A 24,218-nucleotide genomic window follows, 5' to 3' on the forward strand; every position below is an offset into this window, starting at 1 on the left:
CCTGTTCCGCTTTCCTGCCTGACCGAGCTAACGCTTCAGGCTGAGAATGCAAGCGCCGTCGCTGCCGGTCAGATCAGGTGATCGGGGATCGGCGGCAGGACCAGGTCGGGGCGAAAACGGCGGATCAGCGACAAGAGGACGCTGCGGCGGATCGGCTTGACCACGACCTCGTTGATGCCGAATTCGGCCACGCCATTGCCGTCCTGCCGCACCGCGTCGGCAGTGACCGCGACGATGCTGGTCCGGGGCAGATGTTCGCGCGCCTCGATCTCGCGGATGGTGCGGCTGGCCTCGCGCCCGTCCATGACCGGCATCGAGATGTCCATCAGGATCAGGTCGGGTCGATGCCGGCTCCACAGGTCGACGGTTTCCTTACCGTCCTGCGCGCTGACCAGGTCGATGTTGCAGTCGCGCAGCATCTTTTCGATGATCAGCCGGTTGGTGGCATTGTCATCGGCGATCAGCACCCGCATCCGGCGCATCGGTCCGGGCATGGCCTGCAACTCGCTGGCCAGCGCCTCGCGGATCTCGACGCCGACCGCCTGCCGGGTGAAGGGCAGACGCAGGATCTTGGAGAAGCGGCCGGGGTCGATCGAGGGACGAAGCGCGCCGACCACCAGCCAGAACTCGACCGCCCGGCCAAGGACCTCCAGCCGCTCCATCGCCAGAGCCGGAGGCTCCTCTGGATTGTCGTCATAGATCAGGATCCAGCGCGCCCGACCATAGCGGCGGATCGATTCCACCGCCGCCGCTGCATCGGCCACGATCCGCGCCCTCAGCCCAGCCGCGCCAAGCGTGCGGTGCAGCCGTCGGCGGGTACCCGGGTCGGGCTGGATCATGACCAGCAGCTTGCCCCCGGGAATGTCGCCCGGAACGCGTCGCGGCAGCTTGGTTGCGGGCGGCAAGGGCAGGCTGACACCGAAGCAAGACCCGCCATCGGGCAGGTTCGTCTGCCACAGCTGACCATCCATCGCCTGCACAAGCTGCGCGGTGATGGCCAGACCCAGCCCGCTGCCATTGCGCTCGGCGATGGCCGGCTCGCCCAACTGGCTGAACTTTTCGAAGATGGAGTCGACCTTGTCCTCGGGGATGCCCGGCCCGCTATCCTCGACGGTCAGCACGACCTGACTGCGCTGCTGCAGTATGCGCAGCTGCACCGCGCCCTCGGGCGTATACTTGATGCCATTGCCGAGCAGGTTCAGCATGATCTGCCGGATGCGCCCGGCGTCGCCGTGAAAACTGGCCGGTGTCAGCGGGTCATAGGACATCGAGAGCCGCAACCCCTTGGCCGCCGCATTGGGATGCAGCAAGGTCACTACCTCGGCCGCGAGCCATTCCAGATCGAAGACGCTGTGAGTGATCTGAACGCCGTGATGCTCACCACGGGTGAATTCCAGAACATCGTTGATCAGGTGCAACAGCGCCTCGGCCGAACTGCGGATGGTTTCGGCGAAGACCTTGCACTCGCCGGCCAGATCGCTGTCGCAGAGCAGTTCGGCCATCCCGAGGATGCCGTTCATCGGCGTGCGCAGCTCGTGGCTCATATGGGTCAGGAACTTGGTCTTGGCCTCGGCCGCCTGTTCGGCCGCCTTCTGCGCCGCCGCCAGCGCCTGCTGGCGATCGATCTCGACCGTGACATTGCTGGCCAGGTAGATCAGGTTGCCGTGGCTGTCGCGCTTGGCATACCAGCGATACTTGCGACCATCGGCAATGGCTGCGACCGAGGCGCGCCCGTCATCCCGGTCGATCTGCTCGCGCCAGACCTCGATGGTCCTGGCATCAAGCTCGATCAGGTGCTGCCGTGCGGCCTCTTTCACCAGATGCAGAAGGTTCACACCGGGATCGCAGGAAATCACCGGCTCGAAGAAACTGCGGAACGACCGGTTGCTGAAGCTCAGCGCAAGGTCCGGGTCGAAGATCGCGAAGCCGTCACGGATGGTATCGACCGCCTCGCGGAAGCCCTGCAGACGCCGCTGGCTGGCGGCAATCTCGTCAACGAGCCGCTGGATCAACCAGGCGGAGGCGGGCGGCAGGCCCTGCAGGTCGGGCATGGCCGGCTGTTCCTGCCGCAGCGCGAGGACACAATCCCTCAGCGCGGCCTGCAGTGCCGCGACCTCATCCTCGTCCCCATCCTCGCCTGTCTCCGACTCTCCGCGCAACGAGCCCCCCGATTTCCGCGCCTGACCGATGACCTTCTAGCGCAGCCGCATGAACAGCCGGTTAACCGAGGCTCTGGTCCCAAGGGGTGAGGTGACTTCCGCCCCCCTGCAGGCTAGACCCGGTCAACGGCAAATTGAGGTTCCGATGGACGCGAAAACCCTGATCCAAAGCTATTTCACCGCCTTCAACGAGGGCCGCACCGATGACATGCTGGCGCTGCTGCATGACGAGGTCGAGCATCACGTGAACGAGGGCCAGATCCGCCGCGGCAAGGCGCTGTTTGCGGAGTTCAACGCCCATATGACCGAAAGCTATCGCGAGAACCTGACCGATCTGGTGGTCTTCGCCAATGAATCGGGCGACCGGGCGGCGGCAGAGTTCATCGTGAACGGCACCTATCTGAAAACCGACGAGGGCCTGCCGCCAGCGCGCGGCCAGACCTATCGCCTGCCCGCCGGGTCGTTCTTCACCCTGCGCGACGACAAGATCGCCCGCGTCACCACCTATTACAACCTCGCCGACTGGACCCGGCAGGTCAGCGCATGAGCATCGCCGCCCGCGTCCTGACCGGAGCGGCGCTGACCGACGCGCTCGAGGATGTGGCGCGGCTGCGCATCGCTGTCTTTCGTGACTGGCCCTATCTCTACGACGGCGATCTTGGTTACGAACGCGACTATCTGAAGGCCTACCAGTCGCCCGGCGCGGTGGTGGTGGTGGCCGAGGATCAGGGACGGATCGTCGGTGCCTCGACCGGGGCGCCGATGCGGGATCATGCGGCGCATTTCGCCCTGGCCTTCCGCGACCGGCCCGAGTCGCTGGATCAGATTTTCTATTGCGCCGAATCGGTGCTGCTGCCCGAATATCGCGGGCATGGGCTGGGCCATGCCTTCTTCGACGCGCGCGAGGCCCATGCCCGCAGCCTAGGCGCGCGCTACAGCGCCTTCTGCAGCGTGATCCGGCCCGAGGACCATCCCTACCGTCCCGCCGATTACCGGCCCTTGAACGAGTTCTGGCAGAAACGCGGCTATGCCCCGCTGCCCGGCGTGGTGGCGCATTTCTCGTGGAAGGATCGTGGCCAGTCGGAAGTGACCGAGAAGCCGCTGCAATTCTGGATGCGCGCCCTATGAAGATCGCCGCCGCCGCCTATCCCTTCGACTGGTTCGACAGCTTTGCCGATTACGAGGCCAAGCTGACGCGTTGGGTCGAGGCGGCCGATGGTGCCGATTTGCTGGTCTTTCCCGAATATGGGGCGATGGAACTGGCCAGTCTTGGCGGGCGCGAGGTCGCGGGCGCGCTGGAAAGCTCGCTCCACGAGGTCGCGCGCCATGCCGAGGCGGTGGCGGATCTGCACACGCGACTGGCGCGGCGGTTCAACTGCCACATCCTCGCCGCCTCGGGTCCGCATTTCGCCGCTGCGCGCCCGGTGAATCGCGCGGTGCTCTACGGTCCCGATGGCCGGATCGGGCATCAGGACAAGCAGGTCATGACCCGGTTCGAGCGCGAGGACTGGCATGTGACCGGCGGCCCCGGCCTGCAGGTCTTTGACACCGCGATCGGGCGCATCGGCATCCTGATCTGCTATGACAGCGAATTCCCGCTGCTGGGCCGGCGGCTGGTCGAGGCCGGGGCGGAACTGCTGCTGGTGCCCAGTTGCACCGATACCGTCGCGGGCTTCAACCGGGTGCGTATCGGCGCCATGGCCCGCGCGCTCGAGGGGCAATGCGTGGTGGTGCAGGCGCCCACCGTCGGTCTCTGCGACTGGAACCCTGCCATCGACGAGAACCGTGGTCGCGCGGCGATCTATGGCCCGCCGGACGGGTTCTGGCCGGAAAGCGGCATCATCGCCGAGGGCGCGATGGATCAGCCGGGCTGGGTCGTGGCCGAGATCGACCTGTCGCGCGTGGCGGAAGGCCGACGGAACGGCGCGGTGCTGCCCGTCGCGCATTGGCCGGAAAGCGAATAGCGGAAAGTTTTCTGCACAAATTTACGCCAGCTTAATCTTTCTCGCTTTGAATGGGACAGGAACCGGCCATATCTTGTGGCCATGCTTCATGTAACCGACAACATCTCCATCGAGGAATGGGAGCTGACAGAACAATTCACCCGGTCGCAGGGACCGGGCGGGCAGAACGTGAACAAGGTGGAAACTGCGGTCGAGCTGCGATTCGAGGCCGCGCGCTCTCCGAACCTGCCCGATCCGGTGAAGAGCCGGCTCGAGCGGCTGGCCGGTCGGCGCTGGACCAATGACGGCGCGCTGGTGATCCTGTCGCAGGAAACCCGCAGCCAGGCGCGCAACCGCGAACTGGCGCGCGAACGTCTGGCCGATCTGATCCGCCGCGCGACCGAGACGCCCAAGCGCCGCATCGCCACGCGACCCACGCTTGGCAGCCAGAAGCGGCGGCTGAAGGCCAAGGCGGTGCGCGGCGAGGTGAAGTCGATGCGCGGCAGGGTGGAGGCCGAGGAATGACCATGCTGCGCCGCGCGCTGCGGATGATCCTTGGCCGCCGTCCCCCGGCGCTGCAGGTCGGCGCGATCTGCCGCAAGCCCGACACGGGCGAGATGCTGCTGATCACCAGCCGAGACACCGGGCGATGGGTCATCCCCAAGGGCTGGCCGATGGAGGGGCGCAGCCTTGCCCATGCCGCGCTGCAGGAGGCCTGGGAAGAGGCCGGGGTGCGCGGCAAGGTCGGCATGACCGAGCTGGGCCGGTTCCGCTATGACAAGCGGCAGGACAAGGGTTTTGCCGTGCCGGTCGAGGTTGCGCTGTACCCGGTCGAGGTTCTGGAGCTGGCCGACGACTATCCCGAATACGAGGAACGACACCGCGAATGGTTCGCCCCCGGGCAGGCTGCCGAACTGGTGAACGAGGCCGGGCTGAAGCAGATCCTGCAGGGTCTGGCCCGGGCCGCATGACTCGCCCCGCGCGACCGGGGGCCTGAGCCATGGCGCGCCCGGGCACCGATTTCCGCATCCTCGACAAGGATCTGGACCGCATCTCGAATGCCGAGATCGCGCAGCTTCAGGCGGCGCGGCCGGTGCTGGCCATCGGCGCTGCGCTGATCTTCATCGCGGCGGTGGTTCTGCTGACCCTCGGCGCCTATGGCGGACGGCCCGATCTGGCGATGATCGCGGCGGCGATGGCCGTGGCGGCCTACCTGGCGCTGTCCATCGGCTCGAACGACGTGGCCAACGCCCTTGGCCCGGCGGTCGGCGCGGGCGCGGTGCCGCTGGCCACCGGGCTGATCATCGTGGGCCTGGCCGAGGTGTTGGGCGCCCTGCTGGCCGGCGGCGCGGTGTCCGAGCGCATTTCGGGCGGGATCATCCATGCCTCGGCCGAGACCGGCGGCGCGCTGCAGGGGGCCGACCAGGTGATGCTGTCGGCGCTTCTGGGCGCGGCGATCTGGATCAGCTTTGCCAGCTGGCGCGGGCTGCCGGTCAGCACCACCCATTCCATCGTCGGCGCCATTGGCGGGGCCGGGCTCTTGGCCTATGGGCCGGGCGCGCTGGTCTGGTCGGGCGTGGCCTCGATCGCCATCGGCTGGGTCGCCGCCCCGCTGGTCGCCGCCGCCATCGCCGCCGGGCTGCTGGCGCTGATCCGGGCCAAGGTGAACGACGCCCCGGACCGCATCGCCGCCGCCCGGCTCTGGCTGCCGGGGCTGATCGCCGCGCTGGCCGCGCTGTTCGTCCTCTATCTCGGCCTGCTGCTGCTGCGCCTGCCGCTGCTGCCGGTGCTGATCGCCACCGTGGCCACCACCGTCGCCGTGCAATACTGGGCCGTGGCACGGCTGTCCGAGGGCATTGCCCGCGCAGGCCGGGAAAAGCTGGCGCTGAAGCAGCTGTTCAGCCTGCCGCTACTCTGTTCGGCGGCGCTGATGGGTTTTGCCCATGGCGCCAATGACGCGGCCAATGTCGCCGGGCCGCTGACCGTCATCCTGAACGGCGCGCGGCTGTCGGCTGAGGCGGGCGATCTGCCCGTGGTGGCGCTGCTGGCGGCGGGGGCGGGGATCGCGCTTGGCACCGTTCTCTTCGGCGGCAAGCTGGTCGAGATGGTTGGCAGCGGCATCACCCGGCTGAACCCGGTCCGCGCCTTTTGCATCTCGTCGGGCACCGCGATCACCGTTCTGGGCGCATCGCTGGCGGGATTGCCGGTCAGCACCACCCATATCGCCGTGGGCGGCGTCTTCGGGGTCGGCTTCTTCCGCGAATGGCACGACCGCCGCCGCCGGAAAAGCCGCGAGGCCCTGCCGGCTGCCGAGGTGCGCCGCCGGGTGCTGGTCCGCCGCAGCCACCTGACCTCGATCATCGCCGCATGGCTGGTCACGGTTCCCGCCGCCGCGCTGCTGTCAGCGGTGATCCAGTGGCTGAGCCAGGGCCTGATCGGCGGTTAGACCACCACTTCCTGCTCTTGTTGCCGACCAACACCGAAGACCCGCTTGTAGCGCTCGATCTCGTCCGCCGGTCCCATGGCCTTGGCCGGATTGTCTGACAGCTTGACGGTCGGCCGCCCCTCGGCCTTGACCGCCTTGCAGACCAAGCTGAACGGCGCGAGCCCGTCGCCCGGGACGAGCCCGCGGAAATCATTGGTCAGAAGCGTGCCCCAGCCAAAGCTGACCTTTACCCGGCCGTGGAACTGGTGGTGCAACTCGAAGATCTTGTCCACATCCAGCCCGTCCGAGAAGATCACCAGCTTCTCGCGCGGGTCCTCGCCCCGCGATTTCCACCAGGCGATGGCGGTCTCGGCCCCCTCGGCCGGGTCGCCGCTGTCGATGCGGATGCCGGTCCAGCCGGCCAGCCAGTCGGGCGCGTGGTCGAGAAAGCCCTTGGTGCCATAGGTATCGGGCAGGATGATGCGCAGGTTGCCCTCGTGCTCTTCGTGCCAGTCGGCCAGAACCTCGTAGGGGGCGCGGCGCAGTTCCTCGTCGCTATCGGCCAGCGCGGCGCGCACCATCGGCAGTTCATGGGCATTGGTGCCAATCGCCTCGATGTCGCGGCGCATGGCGATCAGGCAGTTCGAGGTGCCGATGAAGCTGTCGCCCAGGCCCTCGATCATCGCCTGTACCGCCCAGTCCTGCCACAGGAAGCTGTGGCGGCGGCGGGTACCGAAATCGGCGATCTTCAGGTCGGGCAATTCCCGCAGCGTCTGGATCTTCTCCCACAGCCGGGCCATGGCGCGGGCATAGAGCACCTGAAGCTCGAACCGGCCCATATCCTTCAGCACGGCGCGCGAGCGCAGCTCCATCAGAATCGCCAGCGCCGGGATTTCCCACAGCATCACCTCGGGCCAGCGCCCCTCGAAGGTCAGCTCGTACTGGCCGTCGCGCTTTTCGAGATGATAGGCGGGCAGCCGCAGACCCTCCAGGAACTCCATGAAATCGGGGCGGAACATCTGACGCTTGCCGTAGAAGGTATTGCCGCGCAGCCAGGTGCTTTCGCCCCGCGCCAGCGACAGGCCGCGCACATGGTCCAGCTGCTCGCGCAGCTCGCCCTCGTCGATCAACTCGGCAAGGCGGATGGACTTGGTGCGGTTGATCAGGCTGAAGGTGACGTTGGTATCTGGCCGGTTACGGAACACCGACTGGCACATCAAGAGCTTGTAGAAATCATCATCGATCAGCGAGCGGACGATCGGGTCGATCTTCCATTTGTGGTTATAGACCCGCGCGGCAATGTCGACGATCGGTCCGTTATTCATACCAGTTCCACACCTGCCGCCTTCATGTCCGACCGCGCCTTGTCACGGCTGCCTTCCAGATCGATGGCGCGCGTCGCCGCCTCGATCACCCGCACCGAGAAGCCCAGCTTCGCCGCGTCGATGGCGCTCCAGGCGACGCAGAAATCATGGGCGAGGCCGACAAAGGTCAAGCGCGTCAGCCCCCGCTCGGTCAGATAACCGGCAAGTCCGGTCGGGGTTTCATGGTCATTCTCGAAAAAGGCCGAGTAGCTGTCGATCTCGGGCCGGAACCCCTTGCGCAGGATCAGGTCGGCCCGGTCCACCACAAGATCAGCATGAAACTCCGCCCCGTCGCTGCCCTGCACGCAATGACGCGGCCACAGCACCTGCGGGCCATAGGGCATCTGGGTCAGGCTGAAGGGCGCGGCGCCCGGGTGGTTGTCGGCAAAACTCATGTGATCCGCCGGATGCCAGTCCTGCGTCAGCACCACGGCATCGAAATCGCCCATCATAGCGTTGATCGGGGCCACGATCTCATCGCCCCCCGCCACCGCCAGCGCGCCGCTGGGGCAGAAATCGTTCTGCAGGTCGATCACGATCAGCGCATCTGCCATGGCTGGCCTCCCTCTGCTAACTCAATGGGTATGGGCTGGATTTGGCCCCGTCAATGCCGCCCCGCCCTGAGGCGGCGCCGGCCCTGCGCAAGCCTCGCACGATAATCGATAGACCGATTCAACTCACCGCGTTAGCGTAACCAGATGAGAAGGGGAGTTTTTAGCAGAAGGAACGGGGGGAATGAGTTTGAACGAGCAGTTTCATCAACAGGGCGAGTTCGACGATCACGACAATGATCCAAACACGCCATCGGGGACCTTCATCTGGCGGGCGCGCATCGGTGGGCTGATCGCGGCCTTCGCGGTCTGGCTGCTTCTGGGCACCTCGGACGGACTGTCGCCCGACGCGCGCTTTGTTGCCGCCATCGGCACGCTGATGGCGATCTGGTGGATGACCGAGGCGATCCCGCTGGCCGCGACCTCGCTTCTGCCCATCGTGCTGATCCCGATGCTGACCGAGCGCACGGTCTCGGAATCAACCGCGCCCTATGCCAGCTCCATCGTCTTCCTGTTCGTCGGCGGCTTCCTGATCGCCATCGCCATGGAGAAATGGAACCTGCACCGCCGCATCGCGCTTCTGACGCTGCGTAAGGTGGGGGTGAAGCCGCGCCAGATCGTGCTGGGGATGATGCTGGCCACGGGCTTCCTGTCCATGTGGGTGTCGAACACCGCCACCACGCTGATGATGCTGCCCATCGCGCTCTCGATCCTCGCGCTGGTGATCGAGCGCGGCCATACCAGCCAAGGGGCTGAGGTGGCCGACCAGCTGCAGGCCGGCAACAAGATCTCGGATATCGTCGACGACCCGAATACCCGCACCTTTGGCGTCTGCCTGGTGCTGTCGATCGCCTGGTCGGCCAGCATCGGCGGGCTGGGGACGCTCTTGGGCAGCCCGCCCAATGCCATCGTCGCGGGCTATGCCGCGGACGAACTGGGCCGCGAGATTGGCTTTCTGGAATGGATGATGGTCGGCGTGCCGCTGGCCCTGACCTTCATCCTGGTCGCCTGGGTGCTGATGACCCAGATCCTCTATCGCTTCAATCTGCCCGAAGTGCAGGGCGGCCGGGCGATGATCGATGACGAGATCGCCAAACTTGGCCCGCTGAGCCAGGGCGAGAAGATGGTGCTGGTGGTGTTCTGCGGCGCGGCCTTCCTGTGGATCGTGCCGGGCCTGCTGGCGAATATCCCCGGCCTCGGCTTCCTTGGCGGGCTGGATGACACCGCCATCGCCATCGCCGCCGGGATCGCGCTGTTCATCCTGCCGGGTCAGGGCCGCAACCGCATGGTGCTGGACTGGAAGGATGCCGAGAATGGCTTGCCCTGGGGCGTGCTTCTGCTGTTCGGCGGCGGTCTCAGCCTCGCCTCGGCGGTGGCCTCGACCGGGCTCGACAGCTGGTTCGGCCAGCAGGTGCAGGGGCTCGAGGCGCTGACGACCATCGCGCTGGTGGCGGCCGTGGTGACGATAATCCTGTTCCTGACCGAGATCACATCGAACACCGCCACGGCGGCGACCTTCATCCCGATCCTCGGCGGGGTCGCGGTGGGCATCGGCGCGGACCCGATGACGCTGCTGATCCCGGCCGCCTTCGCCGCCACCTGCGCCTTCATGCTGCCGGTGGGCACGCCGCCCAATGCCATCGTCTTCGGCTCGGGCGTGGTGAAGATCAGTCAGATGGCGCGGGGCGGCTTTGTCCTGAACCTGACCGGGATCATCCTGATCACCATGTTCTGCTACCTGATCGGCAGCTGGGCGATGGGTCTGGTGTTCTGACAAAGCTTGCCGGGCGGGGTCTTGCACGCTAATGACCCCGCCCATGTTCACCGTCGCCGCCCTCTATCACTTCACCCGATTTGACGACCCTTCCGCGCTGCGCGCGCCACTGCTTGATGCCTGCATGGCGGCGGGTATCAGGGGCACGCTGCTCTTGGCGCGCGAGGGGATCAACGGCACCATCGCCGGCACCCGCGAGGGGATCGATGCGGCGCTGACGCAGATCCGCGCCCTGCCCGGCTGCGCCGCGCTGGAGTGGAAGGAAAGCACAGCATCCGAGATGCCCTTTGGGCGGATGAAGGTGCGGCTGAAATCCGAGATCGTCACCATGGGCCAGCCGCAGGTCGATCCGCGGACCGGCACCGGCCATTATGTCGAGGCCGCCGACTGGAACGCCCTCATCGCCGCGCCCGATGTGGCAGTGATCGACACCCGGAATGATTACGAGGTGCAGATCGGCACCTTTCAGGGCGCCGTCGATCCCGGCACCCAGAGTTTTCGCGACTTCCCCGCGTGGTGGGAAGCCAATGCCCATCGCTTCGAGGGCAAGCGCATCGCCATGTTCTGCACCGGCGGCATCCGCTGCGAGAAATCCACCAATTTCCTGCGCGGACAGGGCGTCGAAGAGGTGTTCCACCTCAAGGGCGGCATTCTGAAATATCTGGAAGAGGTGCCCGAGGCCGAGAGCCTGTGGCAGGGCGAATGTTTCGTCTTCGACCAGCGCGTCAGCCTTGGCCACGGCTTGCGGCAGGGTCCGCATGTTCTGTGCCATGCCTGCCGCCGCCCGCTGGCCCCCGAGGACCTGACCCGCCCGGATTACGAGGAAGGCGTGGCTTGCCATCGCTGCGCCGGGGAATACAGCGAGGCGGACCGCGCCCGCTTCCGCGAACGGCAGAAGCAGGTGGACCTCGCCCGGTCGCGCGGGATGGCGCATTTCGGCGAATGAGCCGCTGGTCCCACCCCGTCGCAGGCTTCTGGGCGGGCGAGGACCTGTCCTTCGTCGAGCAGATGGTGATCCGCTCCTACCTCGATCTGGGCTGCGACTACACGCTGTATCTGGCCCATCCGATCGGCGGCATTCCCGAGGGCACGCCCATCCGCGATGCCGCCGAGATCCTGCCGCAACCCGGTTTCATCGGTGACAGCCCCTCGCGCAAGGATCTCGCGGTCTGGTCCGACCTCTTCCGCTTTCGCCTGCTGCAAAGCCAACGGGTGATCTGGGCCGATCTGGATGCCTATTGTGTCCGTCCCTTCGATCTGCCCTCGGATCATGTCTTTGGCGCGAATGGCAGCGGAACTGTCCTGCCGGGCGTGTTGTCACTGCCGCAGGCATCACCGGCGCTGCACTGGATCGCGGAGTTTCTGGCGCCCGAGGAAATCGTTGCGCCCTGGGCCGAGCCGGCCTGGGTGGAACGCCGGCGCAAGATGGGCAAGCTCGGCCCCGCGGATCTGCCCTGGGGCGATGTCGGCCCGCGCCCCCTGGCCCATGCCCTGCGCCTGACCGGCGAGGACCGCCACGCCCTGCCCGCCCCGGTTTTCTATCCGGTCGAGCCGGCAACGCTGCCGAAACTGTGGCGGCCGGGCCTGAGCGATGCGGCGATCCTGCAACCCGAAACCCTGTCGGTCCACATCTTCGGCTATACCAAGCGGGTGCTGGCCACCCATTGGCAGGGCCTGCCGCCGCCGGGCAGCTGGCTGGCGCGGATGGCCGAACGTCACGGGATCGATCCGCGGGCAGCGCCGGCAACGGGATTGCCGCTGCCGCCGCGCTGACCCGGGCTACTTCACCTGTCCCAGTCCGCCCGCCGCGATGGCGGCCATGTTCAGGATGTCGTTCACCGTCGAACTGGTCGAGCAGATCTGGATCGGCTGCGGCACGCCGGTCAGGATCGGGCCGATCACCGTGGCCCCGGCCATCTCCTGCATCAGCTTGACCGAGATCGAGGCCGAATGCCGCGCCGGGACGACCAGCACATTGGCCGGCGCGGTCAGGCGGCTGAAGGGATAGCGTGCGGCGGCCTCGGGGTTCAGGGCCACGTCCACGGTCATCTCGCCCTCATATTCGAAATCGACCTTGCGGGCATCCAGCACCTTGGGCGCCTCGGCCATCTTGATGGCGCGCTCGCTCAGCGGATAGCCGAAATTCGAGAAGGACAGGAAGGCCACGCGCGGCTCCAGCCCCAGACCGCGCGCGACATGGGCGCCGCGGGTGGCGATATCGGCCAGATCCTCGGCCTCGGGCCATTCATGGACCAGCGTATCGCCGATCAGCACGATGCGACCCTTGTGCAGCACCGCCGTCACGCCGACCGCGCCATCCTGCGGACGGGCATCGAACACATGGTTGATCTGGGCCAGCACATGCGCCGATTTGCGCGTGGCGCCCGTGACCAGCCCATCGCCATGGCCATGGGCCAGCATCAGCGCGGCAAAGACATGGCGGTCGCGGTTGGCCATCTTGTGGGCATCCTCGCGGTCCACGCCCTGCCGCTGCAACCGGGCATAGAGATGCGCGTGATAGGCGTCGAGATGCTTGGTATTGCTGGCATTGACCACGGCGATCTCGCGCACCGCATCGCCGAGGCCAGCCGTTTCCAGCTTTTCCTTCACGTCGGATTCGCGCCCGACGACCAGCGCCTGACCCATGCCGCCCCGCTGCCAGGCCACGGCGGCGCGCAGCACGCGCGGATCATCGCCCTCGGCAAAGATCATCCGCGCCTGTTTCTGCCTTGCCCGGGCATGGATGCCCTGCAGGATCGAGGCGGTCGGGTCCATCCGGTTCTTCAGCGACTGGACATAGCCCGCCATGTCGATGATCGGCCGCCGGGCGACGCCGGTCTCCATCCCCGCCTGCGCCACGGCGGGCGGGACGACATGGATCAGCCGGGGGTCGAAGGGCGTCGGGATGATGTAATCGCGGCCAAAGCGCAGCTTGCGGCCATAGGCCACGGCGACCTCGTCGGGCACATCCTCGCGCGCGAGTTCGGCCAAGGCGCGGGCGCAGGCGATCTTCATCTCGTCATTGATGGCGCGGGCATGGATGTCGAGCGCGCCCCGGAACAGGTAGGGAAAGCCCAGAACGTTGTTCACCTGATTGGGGTAATCGCTGCGGCCGGTGGCGACGATGGCGTCGGGGCGAACCGCATGGGCATCCTCGGGGGTGATCTCGGGATCGGGGTTCGCCATGGCGAAGATCACCGGGTTGTCGGCCATGCTTTCCACCATCGTCTGCGTCACCGCGCCCTTGGCAGAGACCCCAAGGAACACATCCGCCCCGCGCATGGCCTCCTCCAGCGTGCGCAGGTCGGTGGCGACGGCATGGGCCGATTTCCACTGGTTCATGCCCTCGCTACGGCCCTGGTAGATCACGCCCTTGGTGTCGCACATGATGCAATTGTCATGCCGCGCGCCCATGGATTTCAGCAGTTCCAGACAGGCAATGCCGGCAGCCCCGGCGCCGTTCAGGACGATCCGCACATCTTCGATCTTCTTCCCGGACATCTCCAGCGCATTGATGAGGCCGGCGGCGCAGATCACCGCCGTGCCGTGCTGGTCGTCATGGAAGACGGGGATATCCATGATCTCTTTCAGGCGCTGCTCGATAATGAAGCATTCGGGCGCCTTGATGTCTTCCAGATTGATCCCGCCGAAGGTCGGACCCATCAGCCGGACGGCATTGATGATCTCTTCGGGGTCCTCGCTGTCCAGTTCGATATCGATGGCGTTTACATCGGCAAAGCGCTTGAACAGCACCGCCTTGCCCTCCATCACCGGTTTCGAGGCCAGCGCGCCCAGATTGCCCATGCCCAGAATGGCGGTGCCGTTCGAGATGACGGCGACCATGTTGCCCTTGACGGTATAGTCATAGGCGGTCTCGGGCCGGTCGGCGATGGCCTGCACCGGCACCGCGACGCCGGGCGAATAGGCAAGGCTCAGGTCGCGCTGCGTGGTCATGGGCGTCGAGGCGACGATGTCGTATTTCCCCGGTCGCGGCTCCATGTGATAGGCCAGCGCCTCTTCCGGCGTGATGCGCGCCCGGACGGATTTCTTCTCGCTCATGTCAGTGGTCCCCTTGCCTCAGGTCTGACTAGCGCGGCTGATCGTCTGGCTCAACGGGAAAGGCGCGGCCAAGGAAGCGCCAGAAGACCATCGTCGTCAGGGCAAAGATCAACAATCCCAATATGTAAGGCGCTAACAGTGCGGGCTGGCGGCCCACCGATTCGCTGACCCCCCGGGTCAGCAAACCCGCGGAAAACATGCCCAAAGGCGCCATGCCGATGGCGAAAAGGCGATAGGCGGAATTGACCCGGCCCAGCAGCCGGCGCGGGATATGGCGCTGGCGATAGCTGACCGAGACGGTATTCCACAATACTCCGCCAAACTCGCTGACAAAGAACCCGAGGCAGATCAGGATGAGGCCGGGCACGCCGCTTGCCGCGAACAGCACGGTCAGCGGAAATACCATCGCGGCCGCCATAGTGATCTGCAATACGCGGGATCGGCCTAGCCAATTGACGACGCGGTGATTGACCAGCCCCGCAAGCACACCACCCACACCGCCCGCCGCCATGATCGCCGAGATCGCCAGCGGGCCAAGTTGCAGCCGTTCCTGCACCAAGAGGACCAGCGTGACCATCATCGCCTCGAAGGAAAAATTGAACAGACCGGTCAGGATCGCCAGATTGCGCAGGATCGGCTGGCCCAGAAGATAGGCCACGCCCTCGCGCAGTTCCGCCCGCCAGTTGCGTGTCGCGGGTGTCTTGGCCTCGATTTCAGCGCGGAAATCGCCCTTCAGCCCCGCCACCAGCGCCACCGACAGGGCCAGCGCCGCCGCATTGACGCCAAAGGGCAGGGCCAGCGACAGGCCCAGCAGCAGGCCCGCCGCCGCCGTGCCGACGAAATTGTTCATCACGAACTCGACCGACCACAACCGGCCATTGGCGCGCTCGAGGTCCTGTTCGGGGACCAGCGTCGGCAGCATGGTCTGGGCGGCATTGTCCCGCAGCACCTCGGCAATGCCCACGGTGATCGCGGCACCTGCCACCAGCGCGAAGATCAGCGGACGGTCGGTGCCGTGCAACGGCGGTTCGTCAAAGGGCAGCGCCGCCCAGATCGCCAGCCCGGCCCCGGCATAGGCCAAAGCCCGCAGCGTATCGGCCGCAAGGATCAGCCGACGGCGGTCAAAGCGGTCGACGATGATCCCGGCGGGCAGCGAGAAGACAAACCACGGCGCCTTCAGCGCCACCGGCACCAGCGCGATCAGCAGCGGATCGCGGGTCAGCTGCGTGGCAATCCAGCCCCAGGCGACGATGGCGATGCCATCGCCAAAATTGGCAAGTCCGGTGGCGGCGATGAAACGGGCAAGCGCGGTCATGGCGCGACCTTGGCCCGGCGCGCCGGCACAGGCAAGCACCTGCGGCAACTGGACAATCCGCCGCACCGCGCCCTATCTGGGGCAAATCAAGGAGAGAACCATGCCCGTCTTGCGCGCCGCCCTGCTGACCGCCCTTGCGACCCTGCCCGCCCTTGCCCAGGCCGAGCCGGTGAAGGTCAAGGTTTTCGTCGGCTCGATGTTCGAGATCGGCGAGATGACCGGCGACCGCGCGGGCGAGTTCCAGTACTGGTTCGACGATTACTGGTCCGACGCCACACCGATCGAAGTCACCGGCGCGGCGCAGCCGGTCTATTGCAACGATGATGGCGTCTGCGGTGCGGTGCTGGGCATGGGCAAGGTCGCCTCCTCGGCCTCGATGATGGCGATCCTGCTGAACCCGGCCTTCGATTTCTCGCAAAGCTATTACCTGCTGACCGGGGTGGCCGGCACGCCGCCCTCGCGCGGGACCATCGGCTCGGTCTTCTGGGGAAGCTGGCTGGTCGACTACGACCTTGGCCATCGGTGGGCCGAGGGCGAGGTGCCCGAGGGCGATCCGCTGTTCATGCCGCGCAAGGGCTATGAGGCGGTGCGGCTGTTCCAGCTTGACCCGGCGCTGACCGCCCGCGCGATGGAGCTGAGCAGCACCGTCACGCTGGTCGATTCCGAGGACGCCAAGGCCTATCGCCTGCGCTATCCCGATGCGGCCGCGCTGGCCGCGCCGAGTGTCGGGGTCGGCACGCATATGACCGGCGATACCTTCTTCCACGGGCCGGGCCTGTCGGACGAGGCACAGTATATCGCCAAGCTCTACGAGGCGGATGATTACGTCATCACCGAAATGGAGGCGGCGGCGCTGGCGCAGGTCATCGGTCGGCTGCACGGGACTGAGCGCATCCTCAGCCTGCGCGGCGCGGTGAATTTCGATCAGGGCAACCCGAACGAGACCACGCTGGCGCATCTGGACCCGGCACCGGGCGAGACGGCAGGAGGCTTTGACGAGACTCTGCAGAACATCCATGCCGTCGGCGCGGCGGTGGTCGATGACATGGTGGCGCATTGGGATGATTGGGCGGCGGGCGTCCCGGCCAAGTGATCCTGCGGGCGGGCGCGGTTCCGGCCGCGCCCTCTTAAATCGAGACCTTGACGAAACTGTCGCGCAGCGCGTTCGACCATTCGACGCTCATCCGGGCGAAATCGGGATCGCCGTCAAGGATGCGCCGTTTCGCGCTGACGGCGCAGGCATCCTTTTCGATGATCGCCAGATCCAGCGGCATTCCCACGGACAGGTTCGACCGCAGAGTCGAATCCATCGACAGAAGCACCGCCTTTTGCGCATCGGCAAGGCTGGTCGCCGGCGTTACCACCCGGTCGAGGATCGGCTTGCCGTATTTATGTTCGCCGATCTGCAGGAATGGCGTGTCCTCGGTCGCCTCGATGAAATTGCCTTCCGGGTAGATCAGGAACATCCGCATGTCGCCGCCGGCGCGTTGGCCGGCCACGATGAAACTGGCCGAGGCCTGATGCTGGCTCAGATCGCGCAGCTGGTCGGAAATCTCGCGCCGGGTCCGGGCCAGGCAGTCGCCGATCATCGAGGCCACCTGCAGCATGGTGGGCGCCTTCAGGATCGAGGTGGTCTCGTCGGCCATCTCGTCATCGATGGCCTCGTGCAGCCGCGCCAGCGTGGTCTGCGTCACCGACAGCGAACCGGCGGTCATGATGGCAATGACGCGCTCGCCGGGGTTTTCGAAGAAGAACATCTTGCGATAGATGGCGATGTTGTCGAGCCCGGCATTGGTGCGCGTATCCGACAAGAGCACCAGCCCCGCATTCAGTTTCAGCCCCACGCAATAGGTCATTCGTCCATCGTCCAGTCCAAGTGTCGCCGGGCATCATATGTTCACGGGACGCGGGCCGCAATCATTGCGAGGAACGCGCGTTTCCGCCGTGACCAAATGTCTAGGGCTCACCCCTTCAGCGCCGGGCTGAACTGCATCAGCGACAGGATCTCGAACAGCATCTGCGCCCCGGCATGGGCGGTGTTGTTGGTGGCGTCATAGGCGGGTGCCACCTCGACCACGTCGCCGCCGACGATGTTCAGCCCCTTCAGACCGCGCAGGATCGCCAGCGCCTCGCGGGTCGACAGCCCGCCGATCTCGGGCGTGCCGGTACCGGGCGCATAGGCCGGATCGAGGCTGTCGATGTCGAAGCTGACATAGACCGGCCCGTCGCCCGCGACCGCGCGGGCCTGCGCGATGATCTCGGGGATGCGGTCTTCGGAGACCTCGCGGCCATGCACCACGGTCATACCCGAGGCATAGGAAAACTCCCACACATAGCCCGAGGCGCCGCGGATGCCGATCTGGATGGTGCGCTCGGGGTCCAGCACGCCATCCAGCACCGCATTGCGGAAGGGACCGCCATGGTGGAACTTCTCACCCTCGTAGCTGCCGCCGGTGTCGCAATGGGCGTCGATATGGATCATGCCCACCGGCCGGTCGCGCCCGACGGCGCGCAGGACCGCATGGCTGACCGAATGATCGCCCCCGACGCCAAGCGGCAAGGCCCCGGCGGCAAGGATGCGGTCGACGAAAGCGGTGATGTCATCGAGGCTCTGGTGCAGGTCAAAGCGCGAGCGGAAGGGCACGTCACCGATATCGGCCACCGCCATCTCGTGCACCGGCGCGGTGCCAAGCGCGTCGTTATAGGGGCCGACCCGCTCGATGGCGCGCAGCGCACGCGGCCCAAAGCGCGCGCCGTTGCGGTTCGTCACCGCCAGATCCATCGGCATGCCATAGATCGCCACTTGCAGGCCCGAGGGATCGCCGTCCTGAATCGGCGCATCCAGAAAGGTCGGCAGCCCGGCATAGGGCGCGCGTCGCCGGTCGCCATCCTTGAAGATCAGCTTGGCGATGCGGGCGAAATCCGGGTCGGCAATGTCACCGCCCGCGCCTTCGGCAAATTGCGCCCTGAGGGCCTTCAGCTTGTCTTCGGACCACATGATGCTAGCCTTCCCTCATCCCCAATGCGCAGGAGCAGACGATGCCCATGACCCCAACCATCACCCGCCGCGGCTTCCTGTCAACCTCGGTCGCCGCCGCCGGGCTTGTCGTGCTGCACCCCTTCTCGGCCCGGGCGCAGGCGGGGCAGGCGCATCTGCGGATCATGGAAACCACGGACCTGCATGTGCATGTCTGGCCCTATGACTATTACGCCGACAAGCCGGTCGACACGCTTGGCCTTGCCCGCACGGCGGCACTGGTCGCCGGCGTGCGGGCCGAGGCCACCAACTCGATCCTTCTGGACAATGGCGACTTCCTGCAGGGCAACCCGCTTGGCGATTACATCGCCTATGAGCGCGGCATGGCGCAGGGCGAGATGCACCCGATCGTCACCGCGATGAACACGGTCGGCGTCGAGGGCGGCACGCTGGGGAACCACGAATTCAACTATGGCCTGACCTTCCTGAAGAACACCCTGTCGGGGGCCAATTTCCCGATCATCTGCTGCAATGTGGCGACGGTCGCGGGCGAGACCGCCGATCAGGACGCCACGCTGATCCCGCCCTATGCGGTGCTGGAGCGCGACCTGACCGATGGCGCGGGCGCGACCCATCCGATCCGCATCGGCCTCATCGGCTTCGTGCCGCCGCAGATCATGCAATGGGACCGCAAGCATCTGGAGGGCAACGTCACCGCGCGCGGCATGGTCGAGGCGGCCGAGGCCTGGGTGCCGAAACTCCGGGCCGAGGGCGTCGATCTGGTGATCGCGCTGGCCCATACCGGCATCGATCCGCTGCCGCTTGAGCCCGATGCCGAGAATGCGGCGCTGGCGCTGGCCGGGGTCGAGGGCATCGACGTGGTGCTGACCGGGCATCAGCATCTGGTCTTCCCCGGCCCGGACTACGAGGGCATCGAGGGTGCGGATATCCAGGCCGGCACCCTGAACGGCAAGCCTGCCGTCATGGCCGGTTTCTGGGGCAGCCATATGGGGCTGATCGACCTCTTGCTGGAACGCGAGGGCGAGGCGTGGAAAATCGCCGGACACACGGTCGAGGCGCGGCCGATCTTCGAACGCAAGGAGGATCGCAGCATCGTTCCACTGGTCGAAAGCGTCGTCGCGGTCGAGGACAGCGTGAAAGCCGAGCACGAGGCGACGCTGGATTACATCCGCCGCGCCGTCGGCAAGACCACGGCCCCGCTTTACAGCTATTTCGCGCTGGTGGCCGATGATCCGAGCGTCCAGATCGTCACCAATGCCCAGACCTGGTATATCGCCCAGATGATGGAGGACACGGCGAATGCGGGCCTGCCGATCCTTTCGGCTGGGGCGCCCTTCAAGGCCGGCGGGCGGGGTGGTCCGGAATACTATACCGATGTGCCGACGGGTGACATTGCCATCAAGAACGTGGCGGACCTCTACCTCTATCCGAACACCATCCGCGCGGTGAAGATCACCGGGGCAGAGGTCAAGGACTGGCTGGAACGCAGCGCCGGCATGTTCAACCAGATCACGCCGGGCGAAGCCGATCAGATCCTGCTGAACCCGGATTTCCCCAGCTACAATTTCGAAGTGATCGACGGGGTCAGCTATCAGATCGACCTGTCGCAGCCGTCGAAATTCGACAGCGAGGGGGTGCTGACGAACCCCGACGCCAACCGCATCGTCGGGCTGAGCTTCGGCGGCAATCCCATCAACCCGGCGGCGGAGTTCATCGTGGCGACGAACAATTACCGCGCGGGCGGGGGCGGCACCTTCCCCGGCAATGACGGCAGCACCATCGTCTTCGAGGGGCCGGACACCAACCGCGACATCATTGTGCGCTATATCGTCGATCAGGGGACCATCGACCCGGCGGCGGATGGCAACTGGAGCTTCGCGCCGCTGAATGGCGCGACGGTGCTGTTCGACACCGGGCCGAAGGCGGCGGATTATCTTGATCAGGTCAAGGGCCTCACCATCGAGGCGGCGGGAGATGGCGCGGACGGGTTTGCGCGGTATCGGATCACGCTCTGACGCGGCGGATTACAGCGTCTTCATCATCCGGTGAACCCTGTCGCCCTGATCGGTCACACGGCTGACGCCCGTTGGTGCAAAGCCTTCGCGCTGCCAGAAGGCCCACCCACGCGGATTGCGGCCCAGCACGCCCAGATAAAGGCGCGGGCAGCCCGCCTGCCGGGCCAGCGCCTCGACATGGGCCAGCGCCCGCGCGCCATGCCCGCCGCCTTGCGCCCAGGGGCCGAGGATCATCAGGCCCAGATAGGCGTCCTCTGGCTCGGGGAAACCGAAAGAGAGTTCCACCAGCCCCGACAGGCGATCATCCAGAAACAGCCCCAGCCTGTGCGCGGCAGCCGGATCGGAGCCGGGCGGGCAGTCGGTGAAGAAGTCGCGCGCTTTCTCGGGGCCGGGCAGGACGCCCTCGGCCAGAAGCCAGTAGTCCGGGGCCTCGGCATAGAAACCCGCGACCAGCGGCAGGTCGGCTGCCGGGTCCAGCGGTCGGATGAGCATCGGGATCACCTTTCGGGCGGCTGCCAGTCGGCAGGGGGAACATCGCGCCTCAGCATACGCAAGGCGAGGCCGACGCCAACCCCGACACCGATGGCCAGCGCCAGATCGGTCAAGACCGTCAGCACCAGCGTCAGCGCCATGAGGAAGCGGTCCGATGGCCGGGCGCGCAGGTATTCGCCCCAGCGATGCGGCTCGCTCATGTTCCAGGCGGTCAGAATGAGAAGCCCGGCCAGCGCCGGCATGGCGAGATAACCGGCCAAGGGCGCGGCGACCAGCATCACCACGAGGATCGTGAGCGCATGGACCATGCCTGCCACCGGCGTCCGCCCGCCCGCGCACACATTGGTGGCCGTACGCGCGATGGCCCCGGTGGCCGGCAGACCCCCGAACAGCGCCGAACCCAGATTGGCCGCGCCCTGCGCCACCAGCTCGGCATTAGGCCGATGCGCCCCGCCGATCATCCGGTCGGCGACGATGGCCGAGAGGAGCGACTCCACCCCTGCCAGAAAGGCGATGACCAGCGCAGAGGGCAGCAGTTCGATCATCCGGTGATAGCTGAGGTCGGGCAGCGCCGGCATCGACAGGCCCGAGGGCAAGGCGCCAAAGCGCGAACCGATGCTGTTCACCGGCAGGTTCAGCAGCGCCACCAGCGCCGAGGCCGCGCCGACCGCAAGGATCAGCCCCGGCAGGCGCGGAAAGGCGCGGCGCAGGGCGATGACGCCAGCCATTGTCGCCAGCCCGATGGCAAGGCTGGCCGGGCTGATCGTCTCGCGTGCCTGCCACAGGGCCGGGATCTTCTCGATGACATCCGCCGGCTCATGCGCGATGGCCATTCCCAACAGGTCCTTGATCTGGCTGGTGGCGATGATGATGGCGATGCCGATAGTGAAGCCATTGATCACCGGCTCGGGCACCAGCGCGATCAGCCGCCCGGCGCGCAGGCGCCCGGCGATCAACAGGATGATCCCGGCCATGAAGGTGGCGATGACCAACCCGTCCTGACCATGCTCGGCAATGACGCCATAGACCACGACGATGAAGGCCCCGGTCGGGCCGCCGATCTGCACCCGGCTGCCGCCAAGGGCCGAGACCAGGAAGCCCGCCACGATCGCCGTGACCAGCCCGGTCGCCGGCTCGGCCCCTGAGGCGATGGCAATGGCGATGCTCAGCGGCATGGCGACCATCGCCACGGTGATCCCGGCGGCGAGATCGGCCAGAAACCCCGCGCGCGTATAGCCGGGCAAGGTGGTCAGGATCTTGGGCTTCATGGCCCTATTGATCGCGCCGCGACGGGCCGCAACTCAAGCAGAGATTTCGGACATCTCGTCGCAGCGGCCGCGCCCGGGACTGCGCTACTGCTCGATCTCCTCGACCCGCACCGCCACGGCCAGCTTCTCGGTTGCCATGCCCATGGCGACGCCCCGGATCGGCGCGGCATCCTGCGCGTCCAGCCCCGAAGCCAGCCGCACATAACGCTCGTCCGGGCAGCAATGGTTGGCGGCGTCGAAACCGACCCAGCCCAGACCCTCGACAAAGATCTCGGCCCAGGCATGGGCGGCGTCATGGCTTTGCCCGTCCTCGGTCGAATGCAGATAGCCCGAGACATAGCGCGCCGGCAGGTCACGTTCCCGCGCCACGGCGATCAGCGCATGGGCGTGGTCCTGACAGACCCCCTCGCCCAGGGCCAGCGCCTCGGCGGCGGTGGTCAGGGACTCGGTGACGCCATTGGTATAGCGGATCGCCGCGCCGACGGCAGCAGACAGCTGATGCGCGAGATCGAGGTGATCGGCGGCCGAGGTGACAGACCCCGCCAGCGCGCGCAGCCCGTCATCGACACGGGTGGGCTTGGTGTCACGCAGATAGGCGAGCGGGTGGATCTGCTCGCGATGGCCGCGCAGGACCCCCGCCGTGTCGCGCGTGTCGATGCGACCCGAGACCCGCACGGCGATCTCCTCGACCGGGCCGCGCACCGTCCAGCCCTCTATCCAGTCGCCGGCGCCGTCGCGAAAGCCGGGCCCGCGCATGCCGCCGGTCACGTCGATCGACCATTCATGCGTCTTCTGCCCCTCGAAGACCGTGGGCGTCAGGCGCAGGCTCTGCACCAGGTTGCGGATCGGCTGATCATAGCCATAGACGGTTTCATGCAGAATTTGCAGTCTCATGGCCTAGACCCCCCCTTGCAGATAGTCCTGGTGCACCAGCGAGGCGACCTTGCCGATATCGGTAATGAACAAGGTCAGAAACTCGTGCAGCCCGTCGTCGAAGATGGTGTCGATCTCCTGGTTCTGCAGCCGCTCCAGCACCTCGCGCGCCTTGTCACGCGCAGTGGTTGGCACGTTGTCGCCATAGCGACGCGCCAACCCCTCGAGATGCCAGACCGCCTCGTAGAGCGAGGTGATCAGCGAGCGCGGGCTTTCCCCGTTCAGGATCAGGAAATCGGCCACCCGACCCGCCGTCACATCGCCACCATAGGCCCAGTGAAAGGCCCGGTGCGCCGACAGCGCGCGCAGGATCACCTGCCATTGATAGGTGTCGAGTCCTGACCCAACGAACTCGATGCGCGGCAGTAGCACGAAGTATTTCACGTCAAGCAGCCTCGCGGTCGCATCCGCACGCTCGAGGCAATAGCCGAGATTCATGAAATGCCAGCCGTCATTACGCAGCTGCGTCGCGTTGATCGCACCCCGCACGGTCGAGGCATGGCGCGTGGTGAAATCGGTCAGTTCCGCCATATCGATCTTGTCGCGCGGCGTCTTCTCGATCTTGCGCAGATCCTGGTAGGCGACGTTGAGCGCATCCCAGACCTGCCCGGTCAGCGCCGTGCGCACGATCCGCCCGCCCTCGCGGGCCTGCTGCAGGCACGAGACCACCGACGAGGGATTGTCGCGGTCGAAGAACAGGAATTCCTCGATCTTCTCCTGCGTCACGGCGCCGTATTTCGCGGCAAAGGCATCCGATGTTCCCGAGGCCTGCAACAGCGAGGCCCATTCACTCTGATAACCCTCGTCGGTATTGGGCATCAGCGTGATGCGCTGGCCCACATCCAGAAGGCGGGCGGCGGTTTCGGCGCGTTCCAGATGGCGGCCCATCCAGAACAGGTTCGAGGCGGTGCGGCTGAGCATG

The 24,218-nt window shown here is 66.4% G+C and carries 22 protein-coding genes; 11 read left to right on the plus strand and 11 right to left on the minus strand.

Annotated features, from left to right (window positions below):
- Positions 1 to 68: 68 nt before the first annotated feature.
- Positions 69 to 2,159, minus strand: coding sequence for an ATP-binding protein (locus tag Q1A36_RS07690; RefSeq protein ID WP_299841654.1), 2,091 nt, complete (start codon positions 2,157 to 2,159; stop codon positions 69 to 71).
- A 145-nt stretch (positions 2,160 to 2,304) separates the two neighbouring features.
- On the opposite strand from Q1A36_RS07690, the gene Q1A36_RS07695 reads away from it, so the two are divergent.
- The 6 genes from Q1A36_RS07695 to Q1A36_RS07720 all read left to right on the plus strand — a co-directional run bounded on the left by Q1A36_RS07695 (position 2,305) and on the right by Q1A36_RS07720 (position 6,548).
- Positions 2,305 to 2,706, plus strand: coding sequence for a ketosteroid isomerase-related protein (locus Q1A36_RS07695; RefSeq protein WP_299841657.1), 402 nt, complete (start codon positions 2,305 to 2,307; stop codon positions 2,704 to 2,706).
- Positions 2,703 to 3,287, plus strand: a complete 585-nt coding sequence (locus Q1A36_RS07700; RefSeq protein WP_299841658.1) for a GNAT family N-acetyltransferase — start codon at positions 2,703 to 2,705, stop codon at positions 3,285 to 3,287. Before Q1A36_RS07695 ends, Q1A36_RS07700 begins: the two co-directional genes overlap by 4 nt.
- Positions 3,284 to 4,123: a carbon-nitrogen hydrolase family protein gene (locus tag Q1A36_RS07705; protein ID WP_299841660.1), complete on the plus strand. Its 840-nt coding sequence runs from the start codon at positions 3,284 to 3,286 to the stop codon at positions 4,121 to 4,123. The genes Q1A36_RS07700 and Q1A36_RS07705 overlap by 4 nt, the downstream gene beginning before the upstream one ends.
- Positions 4,124 to 4,204: 81 nt before the next feature.
- Positions 4,205 to 4,627, plus strand: a complete 423-nt coding sequence (gene arfB, locus Q1A36_RS07710; protein ID WP_299841662.1) for an alternative ribosome rescue aminoacyl-tRNA hydrolase ArfB — start codon at positions 4,205 to 4,207, stop codon at positions 4,625 to 4,627.
- A complete protein-coding gene (locus tag Q1A36_RS07715; RefSeq protein ID WP_299841664.1) occupies positions 4,624 to 5,073 on the plus strand; it encodes an NUDIX hydrolase in 450 nt (149 codons plus the stop codon). Before arfB ends, Q1A36_RS07715 begins: the two co-directional genes overlap by 4 nt.
- Positions 5,074 to 5,102: 29 nt before the next feature.
- Complete coding sequence (locus tag Q1A36_RS07720; RefSeq protein WP_299841666.1) at positions 5,103 to 6,548, plus strand: inorganic phosphate transporter; 1,446 nt, start codon at positions 5,103 to 5,105, stop codon at positions 6,546 to 6,548.
- Here the strand turns inward: Q1A36_RS07720 and pncB are convergent.
- Both pncB and pncA read right to left on the minus strand, forming a co-directional pair.
- Entirely contained in the window at positions 6,545 to 7,837 is a 1,293-nt protein-coding gene (gene pncB / locus Q1A36_RS07725; RefSeq protein ID WP_299842260.1) for a nicotinate phosphoribosyltransferase, read from the minus strand. The genes Q1A36_RS07720 and pncB overlap by 4 nt on opposite strands.
- An 11-nt stretch (positions 7,838 to 7,848) precedes the next feature.
- On the minus strand, positions 7,849 to 8,445 hold the full coding sequence (pncA, locus tag Q1A36_RS07730) for a bifunctional nicotinamidase/pyrazinamidase (protein WP_299841668.1): 597 nt from the start codon (positions 8,443 to 8,445) through the stop codon (positions 7,849 to 7,851).
- 181 nt (positions 8,446 to 8,626) lie between these two features.
- On the opposite strand from pncA, the gene Q1A36_RS07735 reads away from it, so the two are divergent.
- The 3 genes from Q1A36_RS07735 to Q1A36_RS07745 are packed head-to-tail and all read left to right on the plus strand — an operon-like array spanning position 8,627 to position 11,989.
- Positions 8,627 to 10,216 (plus strand): DASS family sodium-coupled anion symporter, encoded by a 1,590-nt coding sequence (locus tag Q1A36_RS07735; RefSeq protein ID WP_299841670.1) that lies wholly within the window; start codon positions 8,627 to 8,629, stop codon positions 10,214 to 10,216.
- A gap of 43 nt (positions 10,217 to 10,259) precedes the next feature.
- Positions 10,260 to 11,162 carry a rhodanese-related sulfurtransferase gene (locus tag Q1A36_RS07740; protein ID WP_299842263.1) on the plus strand — a complete coding sequence of 301 codons (903 nt, stop codon included), beginning with the start codon at positions 10,260 to 10,262 and terminating at the stop codon, positions 11,160 to 11,162.
- Positions 11,159 to 11,989: a hypothetical protein gene (locus Q1A36_RS07745; RefSeq protein ID WP_299841672.1), complete on the plus strand. Its 831-nt coding sequence runs from the start codon at positions 11,159 to 11,161 to the stop codon at positions 11,987 to 11,989. Before Q1A36_RS07740 ends, Q1A36_RS07745 begins: the two co-directional genes overlap by 4 nt.
- A gap of 6 nt (positions 11,990 to 11,995) precedes the next feature.
- Here Q1A36_RS07745 and Q1A36_RS07750 read toward each other — a convergent pair whose 3' ends face one another.
- On the minus strand, positions 11,996 to 14,275 hold the full coding sequence (locus Q1A36_RS07750; protein WP_299841674.1) for an NADP-dependent malic enzyme: 2,280 nt from the start codon (positions 14,273 to 14,275) through the stop codon (positions 11,996 to 11,998).
- Positions 14,276 to 14,303: 28 nt separating this feature from the next.
- Positions 14,304 to 15,590 carry an MFS transporter gene (locus Q1A36_RS07755; protein ID WP_299841676.1) on the minus strand — a complete coding sequence of 429 codons (1,287 nt, stop codon included), beginning with the start codon at positions 15,588 to 15,590 and terminating at the stop codon, positions 14,304 to 14,306.
- A gap of 100 nt (positions 15,591 to 15,690) precedes the next feature.
- Here Q1A36_RS07755 and Q1A36_RS07760 point away from each other — a divergent pair, with 100 nt between their 5' ends.
- Positions 15,691 to 16,683, plus strand: a complete 993-nt coding sequence (locus tag Q1A36_RS07760; RefSeq protein ID WP_299841678.1) for a purine nucleoside permease — start codon at positions 15,691 to 15,693, stop codon at positions 16,681 to 16,683.
- Between the two features lie 34 nt (positions 16,684 to 16,717).
- Here Q1A36_RS07760 and Q1A36_RS07765 read toward each other — a convergent pair whose 3' ends face one another.
- Both Q1A36_RS07765 and speB read right to left on the minus strand, forming a co-directional pair.
- Positions 16,718 to 17,446 carry a peptidase gene (locus tag Q1A36_RS07765; RefSeq protein ID WP_101753351.1) on the minus strand — a complete coding sequence of 243 codons (729 nt, stop codon included), beginning with the start codon at positions 17,444 to 17,446 and terminating at the stop codon, positions 16,718 to 16,720.
- Between the two features lie 107 nt (positions 17,447 to 17,553).
- Positions 17,554 to 18,588 carry an agmatinase gene (gene speB / locus Q1A36_RS07770; protein WP_299841681.1) on the minus strand — a complete coding sequence of 345 codons (1,035 nt, stop codon included), beginning with the start codon at positions 18,586 to 18,588 and terminating at the stop codon, positions 17,554 to 17,556.
- A 47-nt stretch (positions 18,589 to 18,635) separates the two neighbouring features.
- Between speB and Q1A36_RS07775 the strand changes: the two genes are divergently transcribed.
- Positions 18,636 to 20,603, plus strand: a complete 1,968-nt coding sequence (locus tag Q1A36_RS07775) for a bifunctional 2',3'-cyclic-nucleotide 2'-phosphodiesterase/3'-nucleotidase (RefSeq protein WP_299842265.1) — start codon at positions 18,636 to 18,638, stop codon at positions 20,601 to 20,603.
- A gap of 9 nt (positions 20,604 to 20,612) precedes the next feature.
- Here Q1A36_RS07775 and Q1A36_RS07780 read toward each other — a convergent pair whose 3' ends face one another.
- From Q1A36_RS07780 to Q1A36_RS07795, 4 genes are all read right to left on the minus strand, one after another.
- Positions 20,613 to 21,095: a GNAT family N-acetyltransferase gene (locus Q1A36_RS07780; protein WP_299841684.1), complete on the minus strand. Its 483-nt coding sequence runs from the start codon at positions 21,093 to 21,095 to the stop codon at positions 20,613 to 20,615.
- A 5-nt stretch (positions 21,096 to 21,100) separates the two neighbouring features.
- Positions 21,101 to 22,363 (minus strand): SulP family inorganic anion transporter, encoded by a 1,263-nt coding sequence (locus Q1A36_RS07785; RefSeq protein ID WP_299841685.1) that lies wholly within the window; start codon positions 22,361 to 22,363, stop codon positions 21,101 to 21,103.
- An 84-nt stretch (positions 22,364 to 22,447) separates the two neighbouring features.
- Positions 22,448 to 23,257, minus strand: coding sequence for a transglutaminase family protein (locus Q1A36_RS07790; protein WP_299841687.1), 810 nt, complete (start codon positions 23,255 to 23,257; stop codon positions 22,448 to 22,450).
- A 3-nt stretch (positions 23,258 to 23,260) separates the two neighbouring features.
- The gene (locus Q1A36_RS07795) at positions 23,261 to 24,217 is read right to left on the minus strand and encodes an alpha-E domain-containing protein (RefSeq protein WP_299841689.1); all 957 of its coding nucleotides are present in this window, start codon (positions 24,215 to 24,217) and stop codon (positions 23,261 to 23,263) included.
- Position 24,218 lies beyond the last annotated feature (1 nt).

The organism is uncultured Paracoccus sp., assembly GCF_947487305.1.
Classification (GTDB): domain Bacteria; phylum Pseudomonadota; class Alphaproteobacteria; order Rhodobacterales; family Rhodobacteraceae; genus Paracoccus.

Coding starts and splice junctions, on each gene's coding strand:
- Q1A36_RS07695 (WP_299841657.1), top strand. CDS start 2,305: ATGGACGCGAAAACCCTGATCCAAAGCTATTTCACCGCCTTCAACGAG.
- Q1A36_RS07700 (WP_299841658.1), top strand. CDS start 2,703: ATGAGCATCGCCGCCCGCGTCCTGACCGGAGCGGCGCTGACCGACGCG.
- Q1A36_RS07705 (WP_299841660.1), top strand. CDS start 3,284: ATGAAGATCGCCGCCGCCGCCTATCCCTTCGACTGGTTCGACAGCTTT.
- arfB (WP_299841662.1), top strand. CDS start 4,205: ATGCTTCATGTAACCGACAACATCTCCATCGAGGAATGGGAGCTGACA.
- Q1A36_RS07715 (WP_299841664.1), top strand. CDS start 4,624: ATGACCATGCTGCGCCGCGCGCTGCGGATGATCCTTGGCCGCCGTCCC.
- Q1A36_RS07720 (WP_299841666.1), top strand. CDS start 5,103: ATGGCGCGCCCGGGCACCGATTTCCGCATCCTCGACAAGGATCTGGAC.
- pncA (WP_299841668.1), bottom strand. CDS start 8,445: ATGGCAGATGCGCTGATCGTGATCGACCTGCAGAACGATTTCTGCCCC.
- Q1A36_RS07735 (WP_299841670.1), top strand. CDS start 8,627: ATGAGTTTGAACGAGCAGTTTCATCAACAGGGCGAGTTCGACGATCAC.
- Q1A36_RS07740 (WP_299842263.1), top strand. CDS start 10,260: ATGTTCACCGTCGCCGCCCTCTATCACTTCACCCGATTTGACGACCCT.
- Q1A36_RS07745 (WP_299841672.1), top strand. CDS start 11,159: ATGAGCCGCTGGTCCCACCCCGTCGCAGGCTTCTGGGCGGGCGAGGAC.
- Q1A36_RS07750 (WP_299841674.1), bottom strand. CDS start 14,275: ATGAGCGAGAAGAAATCCGTCCGGGCGCGCATCACGCCGGAAGAGGCG.
- Q1A36_RS07755 (WP_299841676.1), bottom strand. CDS start 15,590: ATGACCGCGCTTGCCCGTTTCATCGCCGCCACCGGACTTGCCAATTTT.
- Q1A36_RS07760 (WP_299841678.1), top strand. CDS start 15,691: ATGCCCGTCTTGCGCGCCGCCCTGCTGACCGCCCTTGCGACCCTGCCC.
- Q1A36_RS07765 (WP_101753351.1), bottom strand. CDS start 17,446: ATGACCTATTGCGTGGGGCTGAAACTGAATGCGGGGCTGGTGCTCTTG.
- speB (WP_299841681.1), bottom strand. CDS start 18,588: ATGTGGTCCGAAGACAAGCTGAAGGCCCTCAGGGCGCAATTTGCCGAA.
- Q1A36_RS07775 (WP_299842265.1), top strand. CDS start 18,636: ATGACCCCAACCATCACCCGCCGCGGCTTCCTGTCAACCTCGGTCGCC.
- Q1A36_RS07780 (WP_299841684.1), bottom strand. CDS start 21,095: ATGCTCATCCGACCGCTGGACCCGGCAGCCGACCTGCCGCTGGTCGCG.
- Q1A36_RS07785 (WP_299841685.1), bottom strand. CDS start 22,363: ATGAAGCCCAAGATCCTGACCACCTTGCCCGGCTATACGCGCGCGGGG.
- Q1A36_RS07790 (WP_299841687.1), bottom strand. CDS start 23,257: ATGAGACTGCAAATTCTGCATGAAACCGTCTATGGCTATGATCAGCCG.
- Q1A36_RS07795 (WP_299841689.1), bottom strand. CDS start 24,217: ATGCTCAGCCGCACCGCCTCGAACCTGTTCTGGATGGGCCGCCATCTG.